The sequence below is a fragment of the Mycobacterium sp. 1274761.0 genome (genome assembly GCF_001668615.1).
In the GTDB taxonomy this organism is placed as follows: domain Bacteria; phylum Actinomycetota; class Actinomycetes; order Mycobacteriales; family Mycobacteriaceae; genus Mycobacterium.
In genome coordinates, this window is sequence record NZ_LZMC01000084.1 from 90,681 (window position 1) to 111,932 (window position 21,252).

The window sequence follows — 21,252 nt, forward strand, 5'->3', positions numbered from 1 at the left end:
ACCGGCCTGCCGACGGGCGGCCAGTGGCTCAGGTGGCTTGCAGCGTCAGCGGCGGGCCGGGGTCGGGTGAGAGCGGGATGTTCTCGCGCTGCACCAGCCAGCTGGCGATGTTGTGGAACAGCGGCGCCATGGTCGTGCCGGGCTGGCCATCGGCGGTGCGGTGCGGGTTGTCGGCCATGATCCCGACCACGTAGCGGGGGTTGTCGGTGGTGACCATGCCCGCGAAGGTGATCCAGTAGACGTCGCTGTAGTAGCAGCCGCACGCCGGGTTGATCTTCTGGGCGGTGCCCGTCTTGCCGGACAGTTGATAGCCCTCGACCGCGCCAGTCGAACCGGTGCCCTGCTGGGTGCCCATCGGGTCACGCTGCAACGTGGCGCGCAACATGTTGCGCACGGTGGCGGCGGTCTGCGGGGACACCACCCGGATGCCGTCGGGGCGCGGTTCCTCGGTTCTGCTGCCGTCCGCCGCGATCGTCGCCTTCACGACGCGCGGCGGGATCCGCATGCCGTCGTTGGCGATCGCTTGGTACATGCCCGTCATCTGCAACAGTGTCATCGAAAGGCCTTGGCCAATAGGCAAGTTCGAGAACGTGCTGCCCGACCACTGGTCGATGGGCGGCACCAGCCCTTCGCTTTCGCCGGGCAGCCCGACATTGGTGCGCTGGCCCAGCCCGAACTTCTCCAGCATGTCGAAGTACCGCTCGGGACCGATCCGCTGCGCGAGCATCAGCGTGCCGACATTCGACGACTTACCGAACACACCGGTGGTGGTGTAGGGCATGACGCCGTGTTCCCACGCGTCGCCGACGGTGACGCCGCCCATGTTGATGGAACCCGGCACCTGAAGGACCTCGTCGGGATGGGATAGCCCGAACTCGATCACCGAGGCCGCAGTGACGATCTTGTTCACCGAGCCGGGCTCGAACGGGGAGGAGACGGCCGGGTTCCCGAGCTGCCGATTCTCCTGGCGGCCGACGTCCTGGCTCGGGTCGAACGTGTTGTCGTTCGACATCGCAAGCACTTCACCGGTTTTCGCGTCCAGCACCACGGCGGACACATTCTCGGCACCGGAGGCGTTCTTGGCCTGCTGAACCTGCTGCTGCACGTAGAACTGGATGTCGTCGTCGATGGTCAGCTGGACGGTCGAGCCGTTGACGGCCATGTGCCGGTTGCGGTAGCTGCCGGGAATCACCACGCCGTCCGAGCCGCGGTCATAGGTCACCGATCCGTCGGTGCCGGCCAGCGTGGCGTCCAGCGAGTCCTCGAGACCCAGCAGGCCATGGCCGTCCCAGTCGATGCCGCCGATGATGTTGGCGGCAAGCGAGCCACCCGGATACTGGCGCAGGTCCTGACGTTCGGACCCGACCTCGGGGAACTTCTTCGAAATCGCCTCGGCGACGGCGGGATCGACTGCGCGGGCGAGGTACACGAACGACTCGTTGCTGTTCAGCTTCTTCAGCACCGTCATGGCGTCGGGCTTGTTATTCAACCGCGACGCCACCTCGGCGGCGATGGCGCGCAGCCGGGCCTGCGGGTCGGGCGCCTTCGGTGACTTCTGTACCGCATCGGCCAGCTGCTTGCGGATCTTGACGGGCTGGAACGTCAACGCCCGCGCCTCGATGGTGAATGCCAGCTTGTTGTTGTTGCGGTCGACGATGCTGCCGCGCACGGCCTTGTCGACGTCGGTGACCTTGAGCTGACCCGCCGCCTCGGCGCGCAGCCCGGCGGCCTTGGGCACCTGCAGGCTGAACAGTTGCGCCGCCGCGACGATCAGCACCAGGAAGATCACGGCGTTTCCTGCGCGGTGCCGGAACACGAAAGAGGCACTGTTCAAACCGGTTTCGGTCACCGGCACTCTTGTGCGGCGCGCACGCGCGGACCGTTCTTGGGCGGGACGGGCCTGCGGGTTCTTGCGGCCGCGCTGACCGGTGCCGCGGCTCATGCCGGGGCGCCGGGGGCCGGCAAGCCGGCGGGTGGAGCGGACGCATCCGCGGCGACGGGCGCGAACTGCTCGGCGGGAGCGGCGACCGGCGGCGAGGCCGGCAGCGGTGCTGGCGCCGGTTCGGTCGGCAGTTCAACGGGACCCACCACGGGCGGCAGGGGGTTGGCTGCGTGCCCGCTCTCCGGTACGGGTGCCTGCGGCGGAACTCCCGGCAGCGCAGGCGCCGCCATCGGGGCGCCCGGCAGAGCGGGCCCGGGCGCTGCGGGTCGTTGCGGCATCCGCACAACCGTCTCGCGCGGCTCGACGACCGGGGGTGCCGGGCGACCTCCTGCGGCGGCAGCGGCCGGAGCCGGCGCAGCGGGGGTGTCGGCGATCGGGGTGTTCAGCGGTGGCGGCGGGACACCTTCGGCCGGTTTGGGTGTGCCAACCACGATCCAGTTCCCCGCCGCGTCCTGCACCAAGTGCGCGCTGTCACGCGACGGGATCATGCCGAGCTCTCGGGCCGACTCGGCAAGCGCCGGAGCGGCTTGAGCCTCGAGCACGTCTCGCTCGAGGGCTTCCTTCTGCTGCAGCAGCGCCTGGTTGGTCTCCCTGGCGTTGCCCAGCTGATAGGACCGTTCGGCCGCATCGGTCGACAGCCACAGAGTGACCCCGAGTCCCAATCCCAGCGACCCGATCACGAGCACGACGAACGGGACACGGGCGACCAGGGTGCGCGGGTTGAGGTCGATCTGCGCGATTCGCGTGAGCAACCGTTCCCGCAGCGGGGGCCCGATGACCTTGGGCGCCTTGGCCTTCCGCGCCTTGGCGCGGGCCTTAGCCTGGCTGGTGTTCTTCGCGCGGACGGGCTTGATCTGTGGCCGCGTGACCGGCGCTGTTTCGGCCGGACGCGGGCGACCCCGCCGCGGCGGCGCGTCCGGCGAACGCAACTTTTTCCGCTCCACGCGTGCGCGGGTATTTTTCCGCTCTCCCCCTACCCTTCGGGTGGGAGGTACCCCCACGCGTGCGCGGGCTTGTGCGGCGCGCGCGGGTTGGCGCTGGCCGTCCCTGCGCTCGTCGGCGCCGCGGGTGGCAGCAGGTCGCTTGGTCTTCATGAGACCTTCCCTTCTCGCGTTCCGGCAACCTTCTCCAGTGCCCGAAGCCGCACGGACGCGCTCCGAGGGTTGACTTCGATCTCATCGGCACCCGCGCGCTCGGCGCCGCGGGTCAAACTCCTGAATTCCGGCTCGTGTCCGGGCAATTCGACGGGCAGCCCTGGTGGCGTCCGTGACGCGGTGGCCGCGGCGAAGGCGCTCTTGACGATGCGGTCCTCCAGCGACTGGTAGGACATCACCACGATCCGACCGCCGGGCCCCAGCGCCGTCATCGCGGCGGGCAGCGCGTCGCGCAGCACGTCGAGTTCGCTGTTGACGGCTATCCGCAACGCCTGGAACGTCCGCTTGGCCGGATGACCGCCGGTACGGCGGGCCGGCGCCGGAATCGCTTCATAGAGCAACTCGACCAACTCGCCGGTGCGACTGAACGGCTGACGGGCGCGCCTGCGGACGATCTGCGCGGCGATCCGGCCTGCGAACCGCTCCTCGCCGAACTCACGCAGAATCCGCGCCAGGGACTTCTCGTCGTAGGTATTGAGCACGTCGGCGGCGGTGAGTTCGGCGTCGGGATCCATGCGCATGTCCAGCGGCGCGTCGGCCGAATACGAAAACCCACGCTCGGTGCGATCCAATTGCATCGACGAGACGCCGAGGTCAAACAGAATGCCGTCGATTCGGGCGGAATCGCTTGCCCAGTAACCGGATTCGGCAAGTGCGTCGTCGATGCCGTCGAAGGTCGTGCGTCCCAGCTCGATACGGCCGGCAAACGGGGCGAGGCGCTCACCGGCGATCCGCAGCGCGTTGGGGTCGCGGTCGAGGCCGATCAGCCGCAGTCCCGGCAGCTCGGTGAGGAACCGCTCGGCGTGGCCGCCCGCACCCAGTGTGGCGTCGACGAGCACGGCACCGGAGCCGTCGGGGCTACGCCGTGTCAGCGCGGGCCCGAGCAGTTCGACACAACGATCGAGCAGCACCGGGATGTGGCCGTGCTCGCCAGAGGTACGCCCGGATGCGTCAGCCATGGCCAGCCCTCGCAAGATTCGCGGCCGCACACCGTGGTCTCTGCCCGAGTGGGGGGACCTGGCGTCGGGGAAGTACGCCAGGGCCGGCTCGGGCAGAGGCCGCGATGCGCGGTCAATCGCCGGATCAAATGATGTCGCGCAGAGTTTCATCGCTGGCCGCAGAGAAGTTCTCTTCGTGAAGCTCTTGGTAGTTCTGCCATGCCTGCGCATCCCAGATCTCCAGGTAGTCGACCGAGCCGATGACCACGCAGTCCTTTGAGAGGTTGGCATAGCGCCGGTGGTCGGCCGACAACGTGATGCGGCCTTGCGCGTCGGGATGCTGTTCGTCGGTGGCGGCGGCCAGGTTGCGCAGGAACGCCCGGGCTTCAGGATTACTGCGGGACGCGGCGGACGCGCGCCGTGCGAGTGCCTCGAACTCGGCGCGCGGGTAGACGGCGAGGCTGTGGTCCTGGCTTTTGGTGACCATCAACCCTCCTGCCAGCGCGTCGCGGAACTTGGCGGGCAGTGTCAACCGCCCCTTGTCGTCGAGCTTCGGCGTGTAGGTGCCGAGGAACATCTCGCCACCTCCCGCGTAAAGCCAGGTGAATCAGGTGAAGGAGCCCCGGTCGCTCCAACACACGCCACTTTACCCCACAATCCCCCACTTCTCGCCAAACACAAGCAAATGTTGCGGGGATTTCCCCACGTCCAGGGCCATGGACACCTGGTCCGCTCGTTCGGGAGGGTTCAGTGCACAACAAATAGCCAGCTCAAGCCGCGGTGGGGCGGAGTGGGGGCCGCAGGAATTAAAAAACGGGGTAGCCGAATTGGCTACCCCATCGTGATTGGCGCGTTATTCGTCGAAGCGCCGACGGAAGCGGTCTTCCATCCGGCTGGTGAAGGATCCTCCGGAACCCTTGGCCCGCTTCTGCCGGGCGACGCCTGGCTCGAGGCCGGAGCGATCACGGCCACCCGACATGCGGGGCCCGGTGATCGCGAACACAACGCCGCCGAACATCACCAAAAAGCCGAGCACGGAAAGGATCGGGAAGCTGCCGATCATGGTTGCCTTGAAGGCCACGCCGCACACCAGCATCGCGAGACCGATCAGGAACAGCGCCGCACCCTGCAGCCGACGCCGAGCCGAAGGCGCCCGAAGGCTGCCACCGCGCACGCTCGACGCGAATTTAGGGTCCTCGGCATAGAGTGCGCTCTCGATCTGATCGAGCATGCGCTGCTCATGATCGGAGAGTGGCATGCGTCCCTCCTTGCCGCCCGTCGCTTTGGCTACAACGCCGATATGCCCGCCTCTGCGGACAACTACCAGTCATGATACGAGGTGAATCTGAGCCGTACCACCCAGTTCGCGACCCCGATTGTATGACCTCGACCGCGTCTGTGACCCAGCGGCTCGCGATGCCGATAATGGCCTTGGATTACGGATGGCTCCCCCGAACAACTCATCTCGGCGCAGGAAGGCGGAGAACGAACCGTGGCGACATTTCTCATCGATCTGTCGCCGGCCGACATGCAGGCGAGGCTGACTGACGCGCTCGGCGTCTACGTCGATGCGATGCGCTATCCGCGCGGCACCGAGGACCAGCGCGCGGCGATGTGGCTCGAGCACACCCGACGCGAGGGCTGGCGGGCCGTCGCGGCCGTCGAGGTGCCTGACTCTCCTTACGCCTCCGACCCGCCGCCGGGGTTGACCGCAGCACCGATCGTCGGCGTCGCGTACGGCTACTGCGGCGCCCCCGACCAGTGGTGGCAGCAGCAGGTCGTCGCCGGGCTGCAGCGCGTCGGCGCCGACCGGTCCCGCATCGCCGAGCTGATGTCCAGTTACTTCGAGCTGACGGAGTTGCATATCCATCCGCGGGCCCAGGGACACGGTTTGGGTGAAGCGCTGACCCGCAGGTTGCTTGCCGAACGGCGGGAAGCCAACGTGCTGCTGTCCACCCCGGAGATCAACGGTGAGGCAAACCGCGCGTGGCGGCTCTACCGCAGGCTCGGCTTCGCCGACGTTATCCGTGGCTACCACTTCGCGGGCGATCCCCGGCCGTTCGCGATTCTCGGCAGGTCTCTACCGCTGTGACACTGCGGGTCTGGCACGATGACCTGGTGTCGAACCGCCGCAGAATCCGCCTGTTCGCGGTGGTGCTGCTGGTGCTGATCCTTCCGACGGCCGTCGGCTGTGTGCGGGTCAGAGCGAGCATCACCGTTTCCCCCGACGACCGCGTCTCCGGACAGATCGTCGCCGCGGCCAAGCCCCGGTCAGCCGACGACAAGGGCCCGCAGCTGCTCAACAACCTGCCGTTTAGCAACAAGGTCGCAATATCTGATTACGACAGGGACGACTACGTGGGCTCCCAGGCGGTGTTCTCCGACCTGACTTTCGCCGAGCTGCCGCAGCTGGCCAACATGAACCGGGACGCCGCTGGCGTCGACCTGTCGCTTCGCCGCGCGGGTGATCTGGTGATCCTCGACGGTCGCGCGGATCTGACGACGCTGACCGATCCCGAAGCAGACGTGTCGTTGTCGGTGTCGTTTCCCGGCGAAGTGACCTCGACCAACGGCGACCAGGTGGCCGCCGAGGTTGTCGAGTGGAAGCTGAAACCCGGTGTGGTAAGCACGATGTCGGCTCAAGCCCGCTACACCGACCCCAGTGCACGCTCCTTCACCGGTGCGGCGATCTGGTTGACCCTGGCGTCGTTCCTGGTGGCGGGCGTCCTCGCGGCGCTGGCATGGGTGAACCGCGACCAGTCGCCCCGCTTCGCCGACCCGGCCACGACCCAACGCGACTAGCAATCGACTGGCTTGCTAGAACTCCCCGGGCGCGCTCTACTCTGAAGGCATCTGAGGGCGGAGGACATCGACGGAAAGGGGCGCGGCGCTTGAGCGTGGACACAGCGGCACCGTCGGCCGTCGAGTTGGCCGGCGCCGTAACGGACCAACTGCGGCAGTATCTCGCGGAGCGCCGCAGCCAATGCGCCTACATCGGCACCGATTACGCCGAGCTCACCGCTGCGCTCGAGGAGTTCGTGTTGCGCGGCGGCAAGCGGCTGCGCCCCGCCTTCGCCTACTGGGGCTGGCGTGCGGTCGCCGACCGCGCAGATGAACCGGTGGACCCGGCGACCCTGCGTCTGTTCGCTTCGCTGGAATTGCTGCATGCCTGCGCCCTGGTGCACGACGACGTCATCGACGGCTCGGCCACCCGTCGCGGTCTGCCCACCATCCACCGGATCTTCGCCCAGAAACACCGTGAGCAGAACTGGAGCGGCTCTGCCGAACAGTTCGGGCTGTCGGCGGCGATCCTGCTCGGCGACCTCGCCCTGGCATGGGCCGACGACATCGTCGCTACGGCCGACCTGCCCGCCGACGCGGCGGCCCGGGTGCAACGCGTGTGGGCGGACATCCGCACCGAGGTACTCGGCGGCCAGTACCTCGACATCGTCGCCGAGTCCAGCGGCGCGACCACGGTGGCCTCAGCGATGACCGTCAACACGTACAAGACCGCGTCCTACACCGTCACCCGACCGCTGCAGATCGGGGTGGCCGCAGCCGCCGACCGGCCCGACGTGCACGCGATCTTCCATGACGTCGGCAACGACCTCGGGGTGGCATTCCAGTTGCGCGACGACGTGCTCGGCGTGTTCGGTGATCCGGCCGTGACGGGCAAGCCCTCCGGTGACGACCTGCGCTCCGGTAAGCGCACGGTGCTGTTGGCCGAGGCCATCGAGCTCGCCGACAAAACCGACCAGCAGGCCGCCGTCCGGCTGCGCTCCTCGATCGGCACCGAGCTCTCGGATCCGCAGGTGCGCGAGCTGTGTCAGATCATCGAATCGGTTGGCGCACTCGCGGCCGTCGAAGAGCACATCGACCTGCTCACCACCCGGTCGCTGGAGGCGATCGATGCCGCACCGATCAACCCGCAGGCGAAGGCGGGCCTGGCGGCGCTGGCCAGGGCAGCCGCTAACCGGACCGCCTGACTTGCTGCGGACGTGAGGAGCACATTGAGGCTGCGGACGTGAGGAGCACCTTGCATAGCCCGCCGAGCTTCGCGCGGCTGTCCGCGTTTACGACATCACAGGAAGCCCGCCCGGCACTGCTCGGCTTCCTTGGCGCCGCGATGATCACCGCCGGTGGCCTCGGCGCGGGCAGCACGCAGTTGCACGACCCGTTGCTGGAGTCGCTGCACCTGTCGTGGCTTCGGTTCGGGCACGGACTGGTGCTGTCGTCGATCGTGCTGTGGGGCGGCGTCGCGGTGATGCTGTTCGCATGGCTGTGGTTGGGCCGCAGCGTGATCGACGGCTCCGCACGCGAGTACACGATGGCGGCGACGACCGGCTTCTGGCTGGCACCGCTGCTGCTGTCGGTGCCGGTGTTCAGCCGCGACACCTACTCCTACCTTGCGCAGGGCGCGTTGCTGCGCGACGGCTTCGACCCGTATGCCGTCGGACCGGTCGACAACCCGAATTCCCTGCTGGACAACGTCAGCCCGATCTGGACGACGACGACAGCGCCCTACGGGCCGGCGTTCATCCTGGTCGCCAAGTTCGTCACGATGCTCGTCGGCGATCACGTGATCGCCGGCACGATGGTGCTGCGGCTGTGCATGCTGCCCGGGCTGATCCTGCTGATCTGGGCCGCTCCGCGGCTGGCTCGTCACGTCGGCGCCAACGGCGCAGCGGCGCTGTGGATCTGCGCACTCAACCCGCTGGTGATCATCCATCTAATGGGCGGGGTGCACAACGAGATGCTGATGGTCGGCCTGATGACGGCGGGCATCGCGTTTATCCTCGGCGGCCGCCCGATCGTCGGCAACGCGTTGATCGTCGTCGCCGTGGCCGTCAAAGCCACAGCAGGGCTTGCCCTTCCGTTCATGGTGTGGGTGTGGGCGCGCCAGTTTAAAGACAGCCGCAACTTCTCGCCGGTGCGCGCCTTCGCAGCGGCGACCGCGGCGTCGATCGCGATCTTCATCGCGGTGTTCGCCGTGTTGTCGTGGCTGGCCGGCGTCGGCATCGGCTGGCTCACCGCGCTGGCAGGTTCGGTGAAGATCATCAACTGGCTGACGGTGCCGACCGCCTTCTCCAACGTCGTCAACGCCGTGGGCGGGTTGCTCTTCCCGGTGAACTTCTACGCCGTGCTCGACGTGGCCAGGATCATCGGCATCGCGATCATCGCGATCTCACTTCCGTTGCTGTGGTGGCGGTTTCGGCACAGCGACCGTGAGGTGCTGACCGGCATTGCGCTGGCAATGGTGATTGTCGTACTGTTCGTGCCCGCCGCGCTGCCGTGGTATTACACCTGGCCGCTCGCGATTCTGTCGGCGCTGGCCCAGAGCAGGCAGGCGATCGCGCTCATAGCCGCCTTCTCGACGTGGATCATGGTGATCTTCAAACCCGATGGCAGCCACGGCATGTACTCGTGGATCCACGTGCTGCTGGCTACGGCGTGCGCCGCGGCCGCCTGGTATTCGCTCTACAAGCAGCCGGGTCAGTACGCCATCGCCTGGGCGCGGCGAACCACCTCGCGGGCCTGATGGCTGTGCAACGCATCGACGGGGCGGGCGTTGTCCTGGCGGTCCACCGATCCGTCGCGGCGGATGGTCAGTGACGGATCCGGGGTGAACAGCCAGCGGACGATCTCGGTGTCTTTGTAGCCGCCGTCATGCAGGACGACGAGCAATCCCTGCAGGCTCTTGACGACGTGGCCGGTCTCGTCGAAGAAGATCTTTGGTACCACCACCGACCCGCCTCGGCGGATCCCGACGAGGTGGCCGTCGCGTAGGTGTTGGTGGACCTTGCTGACGGGGATGCCGAGCAACTTGGCGACATGAGGCAGGTCGTAGACGTCTTCGCCAGGATCGATCACATCCTCAGCGGCTGGAATACTGCTCACGGCCCCGAGTGTAGGACCAGCGACGCGTCCTCGGAGGCCCGTCGGCAACCACAGTTGAGGGCAATTCGCTACGTACCATGTTTCCGGTGGATACCTACCAGCAATCCGACCCCCTCGCCGGGGCGGTGCTGGACGGGCGCTACCGCGTCGACACCTTGATCGCCACCGGCGGCATGTCGGGGGTCTACCGAGGGCTGGATCTTCGGCTCGATCGCCCGGTGGCGCTGAAGGTCATGGATTCGCGCTACGCCGGCGATACCCAGTTCCTGACGCGGTTTCAGCGCGAGGCGCGCGCCGTCGCGCGGCTGAAGGATCCCGGCTTGGTCGCGGTATACGACCAAGGCATCGACGGACAGCATCCGTTTCTGGTGATGGAGCTCATCGAGGGCGGTACGCTTCGCGAGCTGTTGGTCGAGCGCGGGCCGATGCCGCCGCACGCGGTGGCCGCTGTGCTGCATCCGCTGCTCGGCGGGCTCGCCGTCGCTCACCGGGAGGGGCTGGTGCACCGCGACGTCAAGCCCGAGAACGTGTTGATCTCCGACCATGGCGAGGTCAAGATCGCCGACTTCGGCTTGGTACGCGCAATCGCCGACGCCAAGATCACTTCCACCAGTGTCATTTTGGGCACCGCGGCCTACCTATCACCCGAGCAGGTCAGCACAGGTGACGCCAGCCCCGCCAGCGACGTCTACGCCGTCGGCATCCTCACCTACGAGCTGTTGACCGGAACCACACCGTTTCACGGAGACACCGCGCTGACCGTGGCGTACCAAAGGATGGATCACGATGTCGCCCCGCCCAGTGCCGTAATCGGCGGGGTGCCAAGCCAATTCGACGAGCTGGTGCTGCGCGCAACCGCCCGCCGACCGGCCGATCGCTACCGCGACGCCGATGAGATGGCGGCGGAACTCGAATCCATCGTCGAGGAATTGGGGCTGCCCGACTTTCGGGTGCCCGCGCCGCGCAACTCCGCACAGCACCTGTCGGCGCAGGTGCACCGCAGCCGCATCAGCACTCAAGCGACCACCGACGCGGTGCGTGCCGCACCGCCGCCGCGCCAACACACCCGAGAGCTAACCCGCCGCCCCGACGAATGGGACGCCGACGAAGCCGAATACTTCGGCGCCGCACGGCAATTCGCCGGCGTCGACATGAACGAGTTCTACTGGGCGCGGCTACGCCGTAAGCGCACGCTGTTCTTCTGGGTGGTCGCCGTGCTAATGCTCACCGGGGCGCTCGCCGCCGGCGCATGGACGATCGGCAGCAACCTGCCGGGACTGCTCTAGTCCCGCAGCATCTCTGCGACTAGAAACGCCAACTCCAGCGACTGCTGCGTGTTCAAGCGTGGATCACACGCCGTCTCGTAGCGACCGCCGAGGTCGGAATCCGAAATATCTTGTGCCCCGCCGAGACACTCGGTGACGTTCTCGCCGGTGATCTCGACGTGGATACCGCCGGGATGGGTGCCCAACGCGCGGTGCACCTCGAAGAAGCCCTGCACCTCGTCGACGATGCGGTCGAAGTGACGAGTCTTGTAGCCCGTGGACGACTCGTGGGTGTTGCCGTGCATCGGGTCGCACTGCCAGATGACCTGGTGACCCGTCGCCCGCACCTTCTCGATGATCGGCGGCAACAGGTCGCGCACCTTGTTGTTGCCGAGCCTGCTGACCAGCGTCAGGCGGCCGGGCTCGTTGTTGGGGTCCAGCCGCTCGACGTACTCCACCGCCAGCTCGGGCGTCATTGTCGGGCCGATCTTCACGCCGATCGGGTTGGCGATCACCTCAGCGAACGCGATGTGTGCACCGTCAAGCTGGCGGGTGCGCTCGCCGACCCACACGTAGTGCGCCGACTGGTCGTAGAGGCGCGGCATGTCCTCGTCATCGCGGGATAGCCTCAGCATGGCGCGTTCGTAGTCGAGCACCAGAGCCTCATGGCTGGCATAGATCTCGGCGGTCTGCAGGTTGCGGTCGTCGACGCCGCAGGCGCTCATGAACGTCAGGCCGCGGTCGATCTCGCCGGCGAGCGCCTCGTAGCGCGCGCCCGCTGGCGACGTGCGCACGAACTCCCGGTTCCAGTCGTGCACCAGGTGCAGCGACGCCAAGCCGGACGACGTCAGGGCGCGCACCAGGTTCATCGCGGCGCTGGCGTTCGCGTACGCACGAACCAGCCGCGACGGGTCGTGTTCCCGCACCGCGGCGTCCGGCGCAAATCCATTGATCATGTCGCCGCGGTAGGACTTCAGGCCCAGCGCGTCGATGTCGGCCGACCGCGGCTTTGCATACTGCCCGGCGATGCGGGCGACCTTGACCACGGGCACGCTGGCGCCGTAGGTGAGCACGACGGCCATCTGCAGCAGGGTGCGGATGTTGGCGCGGATGTGCGGTTCGGTGTTGTCGACGAACGTCTCGGCGCAGTCGCCGCCCTGCAGCAGGAAGGCCTTGCCGAGCGCGACATCGGCCAGCAGCCGCTTGAGCTTCTCGATCTCCGACGGCACCGTCACCGGCGGCACGCTCTCCAGCACCGTCCGCATCGCCGCGGCCTGCTCCGGATCCCAGCTGGGCTGCTGCGCGGCCGGCTTGGCCAGCGCGGTGTCGAGCCGGTGCCTAAGCTCGTCCGGCAGCGGCGGCAACGCCGGCAACTGGTCGATGGGTACGTCGACGGTCCAGTTCACCCGTCAATGGTAACTGTCCGTAGACCAGCCGTTTTCCTACCGGGCGGCCCGGCGGCACCAGCGGGAGCCGAACCATAAACATGGGGAAACACCCGATTCGCCCGCAGGTCCTTCACAGCTAACGTCTACATGCCACCGACGGCAGACAGGACAGCGGGACAACCAGCGGCCTGATCCAGCCCAACGGAGTCATCATGCTCGATTACATGAGCGAGACGTTCCCCAATGATCCCCCGCTGACTTTCCGTGGCGACGTCACACCCGACGGCCATGCGCGAGGCAACTTCATCGCCAAACTGAACGGCACGTGGGAGCTGACCACCCCGCTCAAGTGCAAGACACCCGCAGCGGGCGGCGGCGGCCAAGCGGGCAACGCGCGGCAGGTCACCGGCGACGTCGACGTGTACGACAGTCCCGGCGGCACCGGAGCCGTCACCGGCATGCTGCGGAGCGGGGATCACGTGAACCTCGGCTCCGGCTGCGGCGACAACTGGTGCAACGTCGCCTTCGCGGCAGGCCCCGGCGGCACCGCGTGGGTGTGGGGCGACTTCCTGAAGTAACCCCCACCTACGGTGCGGTCATCTGCTGGTACCGCAGCAGGTTGTGTTTTGCGTCGACGAGCGCGTCGTGCGCGTCGCGCGGTCGCGGCGGCATTCTGGGACAGCCGCGATCTTCCCAGAGCTGCCTCAGCTCACGGGTGAACCGTGGAATGGCGGGCGGCAGCGCGGTCATCGGGCCCCACAGCTGGCACAGCACCACGTGGTCATAAGCGCCGACCCAGGCCCACAGCTCTATCGGCTCGTCACCGTCGATGCCGAAGAAGTCCTCCAGGTCCGACCGGATCTGCTTGCGCGACCGGTACAGCTGCGACGACGGCGACGGCAACTTGGGAAGCACGTGCGTGCGCACCCAGCGTCCGGCTCGCTGCGGGTCGAATTCGCTTGATATGCCGTAATATTCACGTCCGTCTTCGGCAGCGACGCCGATCGAGATCAGCTCGATGGTCCGGCCGTCGTCGATGAACTCGGTGTCGTAGAAGTACCTCACGACTGGGCTCCGGCTGTTTCTCCGACCGGCTGCGACGGCGGCGCCGGCGCAGCGTGGATCTCGCGGTCGAGCTGCTCGTTGACCTCGCGGTCGTCGGGGAAACGGGGTTCGCCGGCGATCACGTGCTGCAACCACAACTTGGCCTGCACCACCGGCCTGCGCAGAATGCGTTCGCGCAGCAGCGCGCGGTGCATCTTGCGTGGTTTGTCGGTGTAGCGCCACCTGGCCCAGGGCGCATGCGGCCGGGACAGCCGGATTGCCCCCACGAACAGCAGCGGCGTGATGAACATGCCCACCAAACCGGTCCACAGTTTGCCTTTGAGCAACACGATCACCGCCAGCGCCAGCGTCAGCACCGCAAGCGCGACGACCGCGGCCCGCGCCGCCAGGCTGTGGTCGGAGCGCCAGATGTCTACATCGAAGAACGACAGCGGGTTGAACCCGAGGACAAGCAGGCCGGCCACCGCGATCGCGGCGAACACCGCGTCCACCGACGTGCGTCCGTCCTCGGCCCAGTAGACGTCCTGCAGATGCAGGATCAACGCGAACTCATCAAGCACGAGCGCCGCGCCGATCCCGAAAAAGGTTGCCGCGACCGTGAATTCGGGTACTCCCCCGTCAACAGCCAAAGTCACCATCGCCACCCCGGAGATCATGACCAAGATCACACCGATCACCACATGGTGGATGTGCAGCCCGCCGCCCGCGGAGATGTTGTGCGGCTGCCACCACTTGCGGGGCGTGTCGCTGTCAGCGTGGCGGCGGATGTAACGGACGATCGTACGGGTCACGAAGAAAGTCAGGATGAAAGCCACGAGGCAGAACACGAGGGGCAGCCGCCCGTGCGGGATCCCGAAGTCGAGGCCGAGCGACAGATGCACGCAGAAAACCTACGCCGACACCGCCGCGACGTGCCGAGGATATGGTTCGGCGTGCCGCGGCCTGCCGATAGTCTGTTGGCGACATGAGTAGGTGGGACCCGCGCACGGGCGGCGCGGCTAATTGGGCGCCAACCGTTGCGTGGCGGCTGTTTCAGCTGCTGACGCTGGTGACGGCGGTCTGGGCCTGCTGGCGTCTGCTCGGCCATGTCACCTATCGCATCGACATCGACGTCTACCGGATGGGCGGTCGGGCGTGGCTGGACGGCAAACCGCTGTACGCCGACGGGGCGATGTTCCAGACCCGGGCCGGCCTCGACCTGCCCTTCACCTATCCCCCGCTGGCGGCCATCGCGTTCGCCCCGTTCGCCGTGCTGCCGCTGTCGGTGGCCAGCGCCGCGATCACCGTGATTACCTTCGTGCTGTTGATCGCGTCGACGGTGATTGTGCTGACCCGCATGGACGTCTGGCCTCGGTCGTCGATCACCACCGAGCCCGCGTGGCTTCGCCGGTTATGGGTGGCCGCCGCGATCGTCGCGCCGGCCCTGATCTATCTCGAACCGATCCGGGCGAACTTCGAATTCGGCCAGATCAACGTGGTGCTGATGACCCTGGTCATCGCCGACTGTGTGCCGCGCAGGACGCCTTGGCCGCGCGGCATGCTGCTGGGGGTTGCGATCGCTCTGAAGCTCACCCCGGCGGTGTTCCTGCTGTACTTCATGCTGCGGCGGGACTCGCGCGCACTCATCGTCGCCACCGCGTCGGCCGTCGTGTCCACGCTGTTGGGCTTCGTGTTCGCTTGGCGCGACTCCTGGGAGTACTGGACCGACACCGTCCGCAACACGGACCGGATCGGCACCGCGACGCTGAACACCAACCAGAACATCGCCGGTGCGCTGGCCCGGCTCGGCCTCGGCGAGGGCGAGCGGTTCGCGCTGTGGACGCTGGCCTGCTTCGCCGTGCTTGGGGTGACGATCTGGGCGGCGCGGCGGATTCTGCGGGCCGGAGCCGCTGCGGCGGCGACATCGGACTCCGGAGCCGCTGCGGCGGCGACATCGGACGCCGGAGCCGCTGCGGCGGCGACATCGGACGCCGGAGCCGCTGCGGCGGCGACATCGCACTCCGGAGAAAGGTCGGTGCTCGCGCTGACCTGTGTGGCGATGTTCGGCCTGGTGGTGTCGCCGGTGTCGTGGTCGCACCACTGGGTCTGGGCGCTACCGACGGTGATGGTGTGTGCGCTGGTGGCCTACCGACAGCGGCATGCGCTGCTCGGTGCGGTGACCGCGGCCGGGGTGGCGCTGATGGTGTGGACGCCGATCACGCTGATGCCGGAACATCACGAGACGACGGCGTCGCTGTGGCGCCAGGTCGTCGGTGGCTCCTACGTCTGGTGGGCGCTGGCCGTCATCGTGGTCGCGGGCACGATGACCACCCGGCAGACCGAGGACGAACCCGCCGCGGTGACGGACGACGCGGCCCCGGTGCCGGCTACGAGCTCGAACGGGTAGAACTAGGCGGCGAGCTCCTTGGCGGGTTGTTTACCCTCCTTGACGTCGGCGGCGTACAGGTCGACGTATTCCTGACCAGACAGGCGCATCAGCTCGTACATCACCTCGTCCACGACCGCACGTTCGATGAACCGGTTGCCCTCTAGGCCCTCGAACCTGCTGAAGTCCATCGGCTTGCCGAACCGCACCGTCACGCGGCCGAACCGCCACATCTTGCTGCCCGGCGGATTGACGACGTCGGTGCCGATCATCGCGACCGGGATCACCGGCACGCCGGTTTTCAATGTGACCCGGGCCATCCCCGTCTTGCCCTTGTACAACCGGCCATCGGGTGAGCGGGTGCCCTCGGGGTACATCCCGAGCAGCTTGCCCTCGTTCAGGATCCGTGCAGCGGTGTCCAGGGCGGCCTGAGCGGAGTCGGCGTCGGTGCGGTCGATCGGCACCTGGCCGGCGACGGTATAGAACCAGCGAGTGAACCAGCCCTTGATGCCGGTGCCGGTGAAGTACTCGGCCTTGGCCAGGAAGGTGATCCGGCGCTTGACGACCAACGGTAGGTAGAAGCTGTCCGCGACGGCCAGGTGATTACTCGCCAGGATGACCGCGCCGTCGTCTGGAACGTATTCCAGCCCTTCGACTTTGGGCCGACCGAGCAGCGTCAACAAGGGGCCCATGAAGATGTACTTGAACAGCCAATACCACATGGTCCCTCCCAGATTGGGCGCACCGGACAGCGCTTGGGGACAACTGTACCGTCACTCTTCGACGGTCACCGGAATGTGCTGATACCGGCTGGACCCTGGCGGCGGCGGTGCATCGGGCGGGGGCCCGGGCCCATCCGGCGGCGGCTGGGCAGGGCGTGCCGACGAATCCGCGCTCTCCACCACCGCGCGCACGACGGTCAGCAGCGCCACGCTGTGTTCGGCGATGACAGTCAACAAGGGATGCTGTTCGCCGCTGACCAGAGCTGCAAGAGCGCACACCGGGCACCACACCTGCTGGCATTTCCCCGGCCCGTCGGAACCGACCGCGGCGGCGGCCGCCGCGCGCACGGCCGGATCGATCCGATCCAGGATCGACTGCGCCAGCGCCCGCAATTCCGGCCCGAGATCGGAGTGCGAGCTGCTCATGACGGCCACACCTCCGGGTTCGGTCGAAATCGCACGGTCAGCTCTTTGCCCTTCAGCTGGGCATCCATCACGATGCATCGCCGCAGCACGGATGCCAGCCGGACTCGGCGCCTCATCCCACCGGCGCCGATGATCAGGTCATCGTCGACGCGGCCGAGGGTCAGCGAGGTCGGGTCGATTTGAGGCAACTCTAGCCGCATCCGGTAGACCGATCCCACCCCAGAGCCCGATTCGCGGTCCACGATCGGGCGCAGCGGTCCCGGCGGCGGCGAGCCGTCGCGCCGTCGCGCACATTCGAGGAGCTCGCCGAGCGCCTTGGGGCCGATCGGCTCGCCGGCTAGATGAGGCACCAGCACCAGCTGCACGTCGCCGATGGAGGCGTCCAGCTCGTCGAGCACGACCTGTTGCTCCGAGATGCGTTCGGAGTACCAGTCGAACGCCGGATGCTCGGGCAGGTTGCGGTATTCGTATGAATCGTCCTGCACCAAAATCTGATTCACGATCAGCTCGTGCACTCGCACGCCCATCAACGCCAGCGAGCCCAGCGTGCGCGCGGCCTCGGCGGCCACCACCCGTTCGGCGGTCAGCACGAGGTGCGCGCTCACCCTGTCCCCGTCGGTGAGCAGGGTGGTCAGTGCTCCGGTACCGGCGTCGACGCGCTCCATCAGTTCGACGATCGCCGCCATGCGGGCGTCATCGGACGACGAGGTCAGCCTGCGATGGCGCGGCCACGCCCGCTCCATGTACAGGCCGAAGGCAGCGGGCAAAGTCAGCATCCGCATGGCGTCGGCGGTCGAGGCGCAGTCGACCACGACGTGGTCCCACTCGCCTGAATTCGCCAACTCGCCGACCTCGTGCAGCCCGAGCACCTCTTGAATACCGGGAAGTGCCGAAAGTTCTTCTGGGGCAATGCTTCCCAGCTCAGATTCGTCGAACTGGGCCGTCAACACGCCGGCGACCTGTCGCCAGCGCGCCTCCAGAAGAGCCAGTGTGTCGAGGGCCAGTGCGTCCAGAAAGCCGCCGGCGGCATCGGCGAGCACCCTCGTCGGCTCGCGCAGCCCGGTCGGGTTGACCGACGTGTCCAGCACGTCACCGAGTGAATGCGCCTGGTCGGTGGATACCAGCAGAACCCGCAGGCCGCTTTGCGCATCGCGCACCGCGCCGGCAGCCGCCAGCGTCGACTTGCCTACGCCGCCCTTGCCGACGAAGAGACTGATCCGGGCCTGGGCAGCCGCTTCGGAGTCACGGCCTGCGCTCACTCAGCCTCGACTCGTTTCTTGAGATCCTTCAGCGCGGTGTCGGTGAGCCTGCGCTCGGCCTTGCGCTTGAGCAGGCCTATCATCGGGATGACCAGATCGACCGATAGTTCATAGGTGACATCGGTGCCAGATCCCTTGGGCGACAGTCGGTATGCGCCGTCGAGCGACCTCAGTAGTGAACTCGACACCAGCTTCCAGGTGACCGAACCACGGTCGGCGGGCCAGTCGTAGGCCAGCACCATCGTGTCCTTGAGCACCGCAGCGTCCAGCACCAGCCGCGCCGTCTTCGGATAGCCGTCCTCGTCGGCCTCGAGGACCTCGGTTTCCTTGTACTCGGCGACCCAGTCGGGATAGGACCCGATGTCGGCGATCACGTCCATCACCGTGGCAGGGTCCGCGTCGATGTAGATGGTTTGTGCCGTCTTGTCCGCCACTGGGCCGCTTCCTGTCGTTCCTCTTGCGCGCGTCCGATCGATGACATGAAAATCTACCCGTCGCCGCCGGCTCTAACCCACCTTCAGACGCGCGGGGGCATCCCCACCGGTCGCGATGCCTCCAGTTTCTGCTTGAGCTCGAAGGACATTTTCTTCCCCGCCACCCGGCGCTGGTGATTCACCTTGGCAAGGTTCATCTTGGCCAGCTGCCAGGCGGCCGCCCCAGCGGGCTCGGCATGAAGAAAGTAGTTGAGGATGACGCCGTCGAGCGACGGCTCCAGCCAGACCTCCATGGTGCCGGTCAGCGCGCCGTGCACCGTCCACCGGTGGCCCAGCGGGCCGCGGTCCTCGATGACCGACAGATGCAGGTCCGGCCACCAGCGACGCCAGCTGGCCGGGTCGGCGACGGCCTTGCCGACCTCAGCGGGGTCGGCCGCCACGAACGTCTGGTCGGCGATCTGGATGCTGTTCATCGCCCCTAGCTTCACATACCCGGGCTGGGATCGTGACGGCGATGGGCGACTAGGCTGGCTCCAGCAGAGCTGTTACCAGCATCGGAGGCGAAGACCGTGCGCGAGTTCAGCGTTCCCGCATCGTTCGAGGTCGGCGAGCACGACAGCGTCGTCGCCTCGGTGTACTCACTCGAACGCGACGACCCCGGCCTGGCGATCTTTCAGCGCCTGGTCGACGGCGCGTGGACGGATGTGACGGCGGCCGAGGCGGTGGGTCAAATTCGTTCGGCGGCATTGGGCTTGATCGCCGAGGGCGTCCAGCCGGGCGACCGGGTGGCGCTGCTGTCGGCGACCCGCTACGAATGGCCGATCCTCGACTTCGCGGTTCTGTCGGTCGGCGCGCTCACTGTCCCGATCTACGAAACCAGCTCGGCAGAGCAGGTGAAGTACATCCTCGACAACGCCGGTGCGGTGATGGCGTTCGCCGAGACCGACGCCCACGCCGAGAAGATCGAAGCCCAGAAGGCGGAGCTGCCCGATCTGCGCAAGGTCTTCCGGATCGACGGGTCGGACACCTCGGCTCTGGATGCGCTGGCGCAGGCAGGCGCGTCGGTCGACCCGTCTGAGCTGGACAAGCGGCTGGCCGGCATCCGGTCGGCCGATCCGGCCACGCTGATCTATACCTCGGGCACGACCGGGACACCCAAGGGCTGCCAGCTGACCCACTCCAACCTGGTCTACGAAATCCGCGGTGCCAAGGCCAGCTTCCCGTCGCTTCTCGACAAGGGCGAACGCATGCTGGTGTTCCTCCCGTTGGCGCACGTGTTGGCCCGCGCGATCACGATGGCGGCGTTCTGCAACAAGGTGACGCTCGGCTTCACCAGCGACATCAAGAACCTGGTCCCGATGTTCGGCGTGTTCAAGCCAACGCTGGTGGTGTCGGTGCCGCGGGTGTTCGAAAAGGTCTACAACACCGCGGAGCAAAACGCCCGCAACGACGGCAAGGGCCGGATCTTTGAGGCTGCGGTGAATACCGCGATCGCCTACAGCGAGGCCCTGGATTCCGGGCGCGGACGTGACGAGCGGAAAGGCCGGGGCCCGGGGCTGCTGCTGCGCGCCAAGCATGCCCTGTTCGACCGGCTGGTCTACGGCAAGCTGCGCGCGGCGCTCGGCGGGAACTGCCACGCCGCGATTTCCGGCGGTGCACCGTTGGGCGCGCGGCTCGGTCACTTCTATCGCGGTGTGGGGCTGACGATCTACGAGGGCTACGGCCTGACCGAGACCAGCGCGGCCATCACGGTCAACCCCGTCGACGACGTCAGGTTCGGGTCGGTCGGAAAGCTGTTGCCGGGCAACAGCATGCGCATCGACGAGGACAACGAGCTGCTGGTGCGCGGCGGCGTGGTGTTCGGCGGCTACTGGCACAATGCGGAGGAGACCGACGCGGTCTTCACCGACGGTTGGTTCCACACTGGCGACCTCGGCGCCATCGACGACGACGGGTTCCTGACCATCGTCGGCCGCAAGAAGGAGATCATCGTCACTGCTGGCGGCAAGAACGTCGCGCCGGCGACCCTCGAGGATCGACTGCGCGCCCACCCGCTGATCAGCCAGGCGATGTGTGTCGGTGACGCCAAACCGTTCATCGCCGCGCTCATCACCATCGACCCCGAGGCGTTCGGTGGCTGGAAGGACCGCAACGGCAAGAACGCCGACGCGACGGTCGCGGACCTGGCCGACGACCCCGACCTCGTCGCGGAGATCGACTTGGCGGTCAAGGAGGCCAACCAGGCCGTCTCGAAGGCCGAGGCGATCCGCAAGTTCCGCATCCTGCCGGTCGACTTCACTGAGGACACCGGCGAGCTGACCCCGACCATGAAGCTCAAGCGCAAGGTGGTTGCCGACAAGTTCGCCTCGGACATCGAAGGCCTCTACAGCTGACCG

General features: G+C 67.2%; 22 protein-coding genes. 8 read left to right on the top strand and 14 right to left on the bottom strand.

Annotated features, from left to right (window positions below; all coding sequences use genetic code 11):
- Positions 1 to 28: 28 nt before the first annotated feature.
- From A5651_RS17940 to A5651_RS17960, 5 genes are all read right to left on the bottom strand, one after another.
- Complete coding sequence (locus tag A5651_RS17940; protein WP_066983736.1) at positions 29 to 1,942, bottom strand: penicillin-binding protein 2; 1,914 nt, start codon at positions 1,940 to 1,942, stop codon at positions 29 to 31.
- Entirely contained in the window at positions 1,939 to 3,036 is a 1,098-nt protein-coding gene (locus A5651_RS17945; RefSeq protein WP_066983739.1) for a hypothetical protein, read from the bottom strand. Before A5651_RS17945 ends, A5651_RS17940 begins: the two co-directional genes overlap by 4 nt.
- Entirely contained in the window at positions 3,033 to 4,205 is a 1,173-nt protein-coding gene (rsmH, locus tag A5651_RS17950; RefSeq protein WP_197496664.1) for a 16S rRNA (cytosine(1402)-N(4))-methyltransferase RsmH, read from the bottom strand. Before rsmH ends, A5651_RS17945 begins: the two co-directional genes overlap by 4 nt.
- Positions 4,180 to 4,611 (bottom strand): division/cell wall cluster transcriptional repressor MraZ, encoded by a 432-nt coding sequence (mraZ, locus tag A5651_RS17955; protein WP_066983744.1) that lies wholly within the window; start codon positions 4,609 to 4,611, stop codon positions 4,180 to 4,182. Before mraZ ends, rsmH begins: the two co-directional genes overlap by 26 nt.
- 276 nt (positions 4,612 to 4,887) lie before the next feature.
- On the bottom strand, positions 4,888 to 5,292 hold the full coding sequence (locus A5651_RS17960; RefSeq protein WP_066983747.1) for a DUF3040 domain-containing protein: 405 nt from the start codon (positions 5,290 to 5,292) through the stop codon (positions 4,888 to 4,890).
- A gap of 234 nt (positions 5,293 to 5,526) precedes the next feature.
- Between A5651_RS17960 and A5651_RS17965 the strand changes: the two genes are divergently transcribed.
- The 4 genes from A5651_RS17965 (at position 5,527) to A5651_RS17980 (ending at position 9,573) form a co-directional block, all read left to right on the top strand.
- Entirely contained in the window at positions 5,527 to 6,126 is a 600-nt protein-coding gene (locus A5651_RS17965; RefSeq protein WP_066983750.1) for an N-acetyltransferase, read from the top strand.
- Between the two features lie 26 nt (positions 6,127 to 6,152).
- On the top strand, positions 6,153 to 6,836 hold the full coding sequence (locus A5651_RS17970; protein WP_197496665.1) for a DUF3153 domain-containing protein: 684 nt from the start codon (positions 6,153 to 6,155) through the stop codon (positions 6,834 to 6,836).
- A gap of 95 nt (positions 6,837 to 6,931) precedes the next feature.
- Positions 6,932 to 8,020, top strand: coding sequence for a bifunctional (2E,6E)-farnesyl/geranyl diphosphate synthase (gene idsA2, locus A5651_RS17975; protein ID WP_066983753.1), 1,089 nt, complete (start codon positions 6,932 to 6,934; stop codon positions 8,018 to 8,020).
- Positions 8,021 to 8,058: 38 nt separating this feature from the next.
- Positions 8,059 to 9,573 (top strand): alpha-(1->6)-mannopyranosyltransferase A, encoded by a 1,515-nt coding sequence (locus A5651_RS17980; protein WP_369803967.1) that lies wholly within the window; start codon positions 8,059 to 8,061, stop codon positions 9,571 to 9,573.
- On the opposite strand, the gene A5651_RS17985 is transcribed toward A5651_RS17980, so the two are convergent.
- Entirely contained in the window at positions 9,528 to 9,932 is a 405-nt protein-coding gene (locus tag A5651_RS17985; RefSeq protein ID WP_066983760.1) for an Rv2175c family DNA-binding protein, read from the bottom strand. The two genes, A5651_RS17980 and A5651_RS17985, sit on opposite strands and share 46 nt — an antisense overlap.
- Before the next feature lie 77 nt (positions 9,933 to 10,009).
- Between A5651_RS17985 and A5651_RS17990 the strand changes: the two genes are divergently transcribed.
- Positions 10,010 to 11,218 carry a protein kinase gene (locus tag A5651_RS17990; protein WP_066983763.1) on the top strand — a complete coding sequence of 403 codons (1,209 nt, stop codon included), beginning with the start codon at positions 10,010 to 10,012 and terminating at the stop codon, positions 11,216 to 11,218.
- Here the strand turns inward: A5651_RS17990 and A5651_RS17995 are convergent.
- On the bottom strand, positions 11,215 to 12,603 hold the full coding sequence (locus A5651_RS17995) for a class II 3-deoxy-7-phosphoheptulonate synthase (RefSeq protein ID WP_066983766.1): 1,389 nt from the start codon (positions 12,601 to 12,603) through the stop codon (positions 11,215 to 11,217). The two genes, A5651_RS17990 and A5651_RS17995, sit on opposite strands and share 4 nt — an antisense overlap.
- Before the next feature lie 194 nt (positions 12,604 to 12,797).
- On the opposite strand from A5651_RS17995, the gene A5651_RS18000 reads away from it, so the two are divergent.
- Positions 12,798 to 13,163, top strand: a complete 366-nt coding sequence (locus A5651_RS18000; protein ID WP_066983769.1) for an SH3 domain-containing protein — start codon at positions 12,798 to 12,800, stop codon at positions 13,161 to 13,163.
- 7 nt (positions 13,164 to 13,170) lie between these two features.
- Here A5651_RS18000 and A5651_RS18005 read toward each other — a convergent pair whose 3' ends face one another.
- Both A5651_RS18005 and A5651_RS18010 read right to left on the bottom strand, forming a co-directional pair.
- Positions 13,171 to 13,650, bottom strand: a complete 480-nt coding sequence (locus A5651_RS18005; RefSeq protein WP_066983772.1) for a polyadenylate-specific 3'-exoribonuclease AS — start codon at positions 13,648 to 13,650, stop codon at positions 13,171 to 13,173.
- Positions 13,647 to 14,531 carry a hypothetical protein gene (locus A5651_RS18010; RefSeq protein ID WP_066983776.1) on the bottom strand — a complete coding sequence of 295 codons (885 nt, stop codon included), beginning with the start codon at positions 14,529 to 14,531 and terminating at the stop codon, positions 13,647 to 13,649. Before A5651_RS18010 ends, A5651_RS18005 begins: the two co-directional genes overlap by 4 nt.
- Positions 14,532 to 14,614: 83 nt before the next feature.
- Between A5651_RS18010 and A5651_RS18015 the strand changes: the two genes are divergently transcribed.
- Positions 14,615 to 16,036, top strand: coding sequence for a glycosyltransferase family 87 protein (locus A5651_RS18015; RefSeq protein ID WP_066983778.1), 1,422 nt, complete (start codon positions 14,615 to 14,617; stop codon positions 16,034 to 16,036).
- Between the two features lie 2 nt (positions 16,037 to 16,038).
- On the opposite strand, the gene A5651_RS18020 is transcribed toward A5651_RS18015, so the two are convergent.
- The 5 genes from A5651_RS18020 to A5651_RS18040 all read right to left on the bottom strand — a co-directional run bounded on the left by A5651_RS18020 (position 16,039) and on the right by A5651_RS18040 (position 19,329).
- A complete protein-coding gene (locus A5651_RS18020; protein ID WP_066983781.1) occupies positions 16,039 to 16,737 on the bottom strand; it encodes a 1-acyl-sn-glycerol-3-phosphate acyltransferase in 699 nt (232 codons plus the stop codon).
- Between the two features lie 51 nt (positions 16,738 to 16,788).
- Entirely contained in the window at positions 16,789 to 17,163 is a 375-nt protein-coding gene (locus tag A5651_RS18025) for a hypothetical protein (protein ID WP_066983855.1), read from the bottom strand.
- The gene (locus tag A5651_RS18030) at positions 17,160 to 18,422 is read right to left on the bottom strand and encodes an ArsA family ATPase (protein ID WP_082943829.1); all 1,263 of its coding nucleotides are present in this window, start codon (positions 18,420 to 18,422) and stop codon (positions 17,160 to 17,162) included. The genes A5651_RS18025 and A5651_RS18030 overlap by 4 nt, the downstream gene beginning before the upstream one ends.
- Entirely contained in the window at positions 18,419 to 18,856 is a 438-nt protein-coding gene (locus tag A5651_RS18035; protein ID WP_066983784.1) for an SRPBCC family protein, read from the bottom strand. The genes A5651_RS18030 and A5651_RS18035 overlap by 4 nt, the downstream gene beginning before the upstream one ends.
- An 83-nt stretch (positions 18,857 to 18,939) precedes the next feature.
- Positions 18,940 to 19,329: a polyketide cyclase / dehydrase and lipid transport gene (locus A5651_RS18040; protein ID WP_066983858.1), complete on the bottom strand. Its 390-nt coding sequence runs from the start codon at positions 19,327 to 19,329 to the stop codon at positions 18,940 to 18,942.
- Between the two features lie 96 nt (positions 19,330 to 19,425).
- Here A5651_RS18040 and A5651_RS18045 point away from each other — a divergent pair, with 96 nt between their 5' ends.
- On the top strand, positions 19,426 to 21,249 hold the full coding sequence (locus A5651_RS18045; protein WP_066983787.1) for a long-chain fatty acid--CoA ligase: 1,824 nt from the start codon (positions 19,426 to 19,428) through the stop codon (positions 21,247 to 21,249).
- Positions 21,250 to 21,252: the final 3 nt, after the last annotated feature.

Bases quoted from the DNA above. Each gene is read 5' to 3' on its own strand.
- A5651_RS17940 (WP_066983736.1), bottom strand. From the start codon at position 1,942: ATGAGCCGCGGCACCGGTCAGCGCGGCCGCAAGAACCCGCAGGCCCGT.
- A5651_RS17945 (WP_066983739.1), bottom strand. From the start codon at position 3,036: ATGAAGACCAAGCGACCTGCTGCCACCCGCGGCGCCGACGAGCGCAGG.
- rsmH (WP_197496664.1), bottom strand. From the start codon at position 4,205: ATGAAACTCTGCGCGACATCATTTGATCCGGCGATTGACCGCGCATCG.
- mraZ (WP_066983744.1), bottom strand. From the start codon at position 4,611: ATGTTCCTCGGCACCTACACGCCGAAGCTCGACGACAAGGGGCGGTTG.
- A5651_RS17960 (WP_066983747.1), bottom strand. From the start codon at position 5,292: ATGCCACTCTCCGATCATGAGCAGCGCATGCTCGATCAGATCGAGAGC.
- A5651_RS17990 (WP_066983763.1), top strand. From the start codon at position 10,010: ATGTTTCCGGTGGATACCTACCAGCAATCCGACCCCCTCGCCGGGGCG.
- A5651_RS18000 (WP_066983769.1), top strand. From the start codon at position 12,798: ATGCTCGATTACATGAGCGAGACGTTCCCCAATGATCCCCCGCTGACT.
- A5651_RS18015 (WP_066983778.1), top strand. From the start codon at position 14,615: ATGAGTAGGTGGGACCCGCGCACGGGCGGCGCGGCTAATTGGGCGCCA.
- A5651_RS18020 (WP_066983781.1), bottom strand. From the start codon at position 16,737: ATGTGGTATTGGCTGTTCAAGTACATCTTCATGGGCCCCTTGTTGACG.
- A5651_RS18025 (WP_066983855.1), bottom strand. From the start codon at position 17,163: ATGAGCAGCTCGCACTCCGATCTCGGGCCGGAATTGCGGGCGCTGGCG.
- A5651_RS18040 (WP_066983858.1), bottom strand. From the start codon at position 19,329: ATGAACAGCATCCAGATCGCCGACCAGACGTTCGTGGCGGCCGACCCC.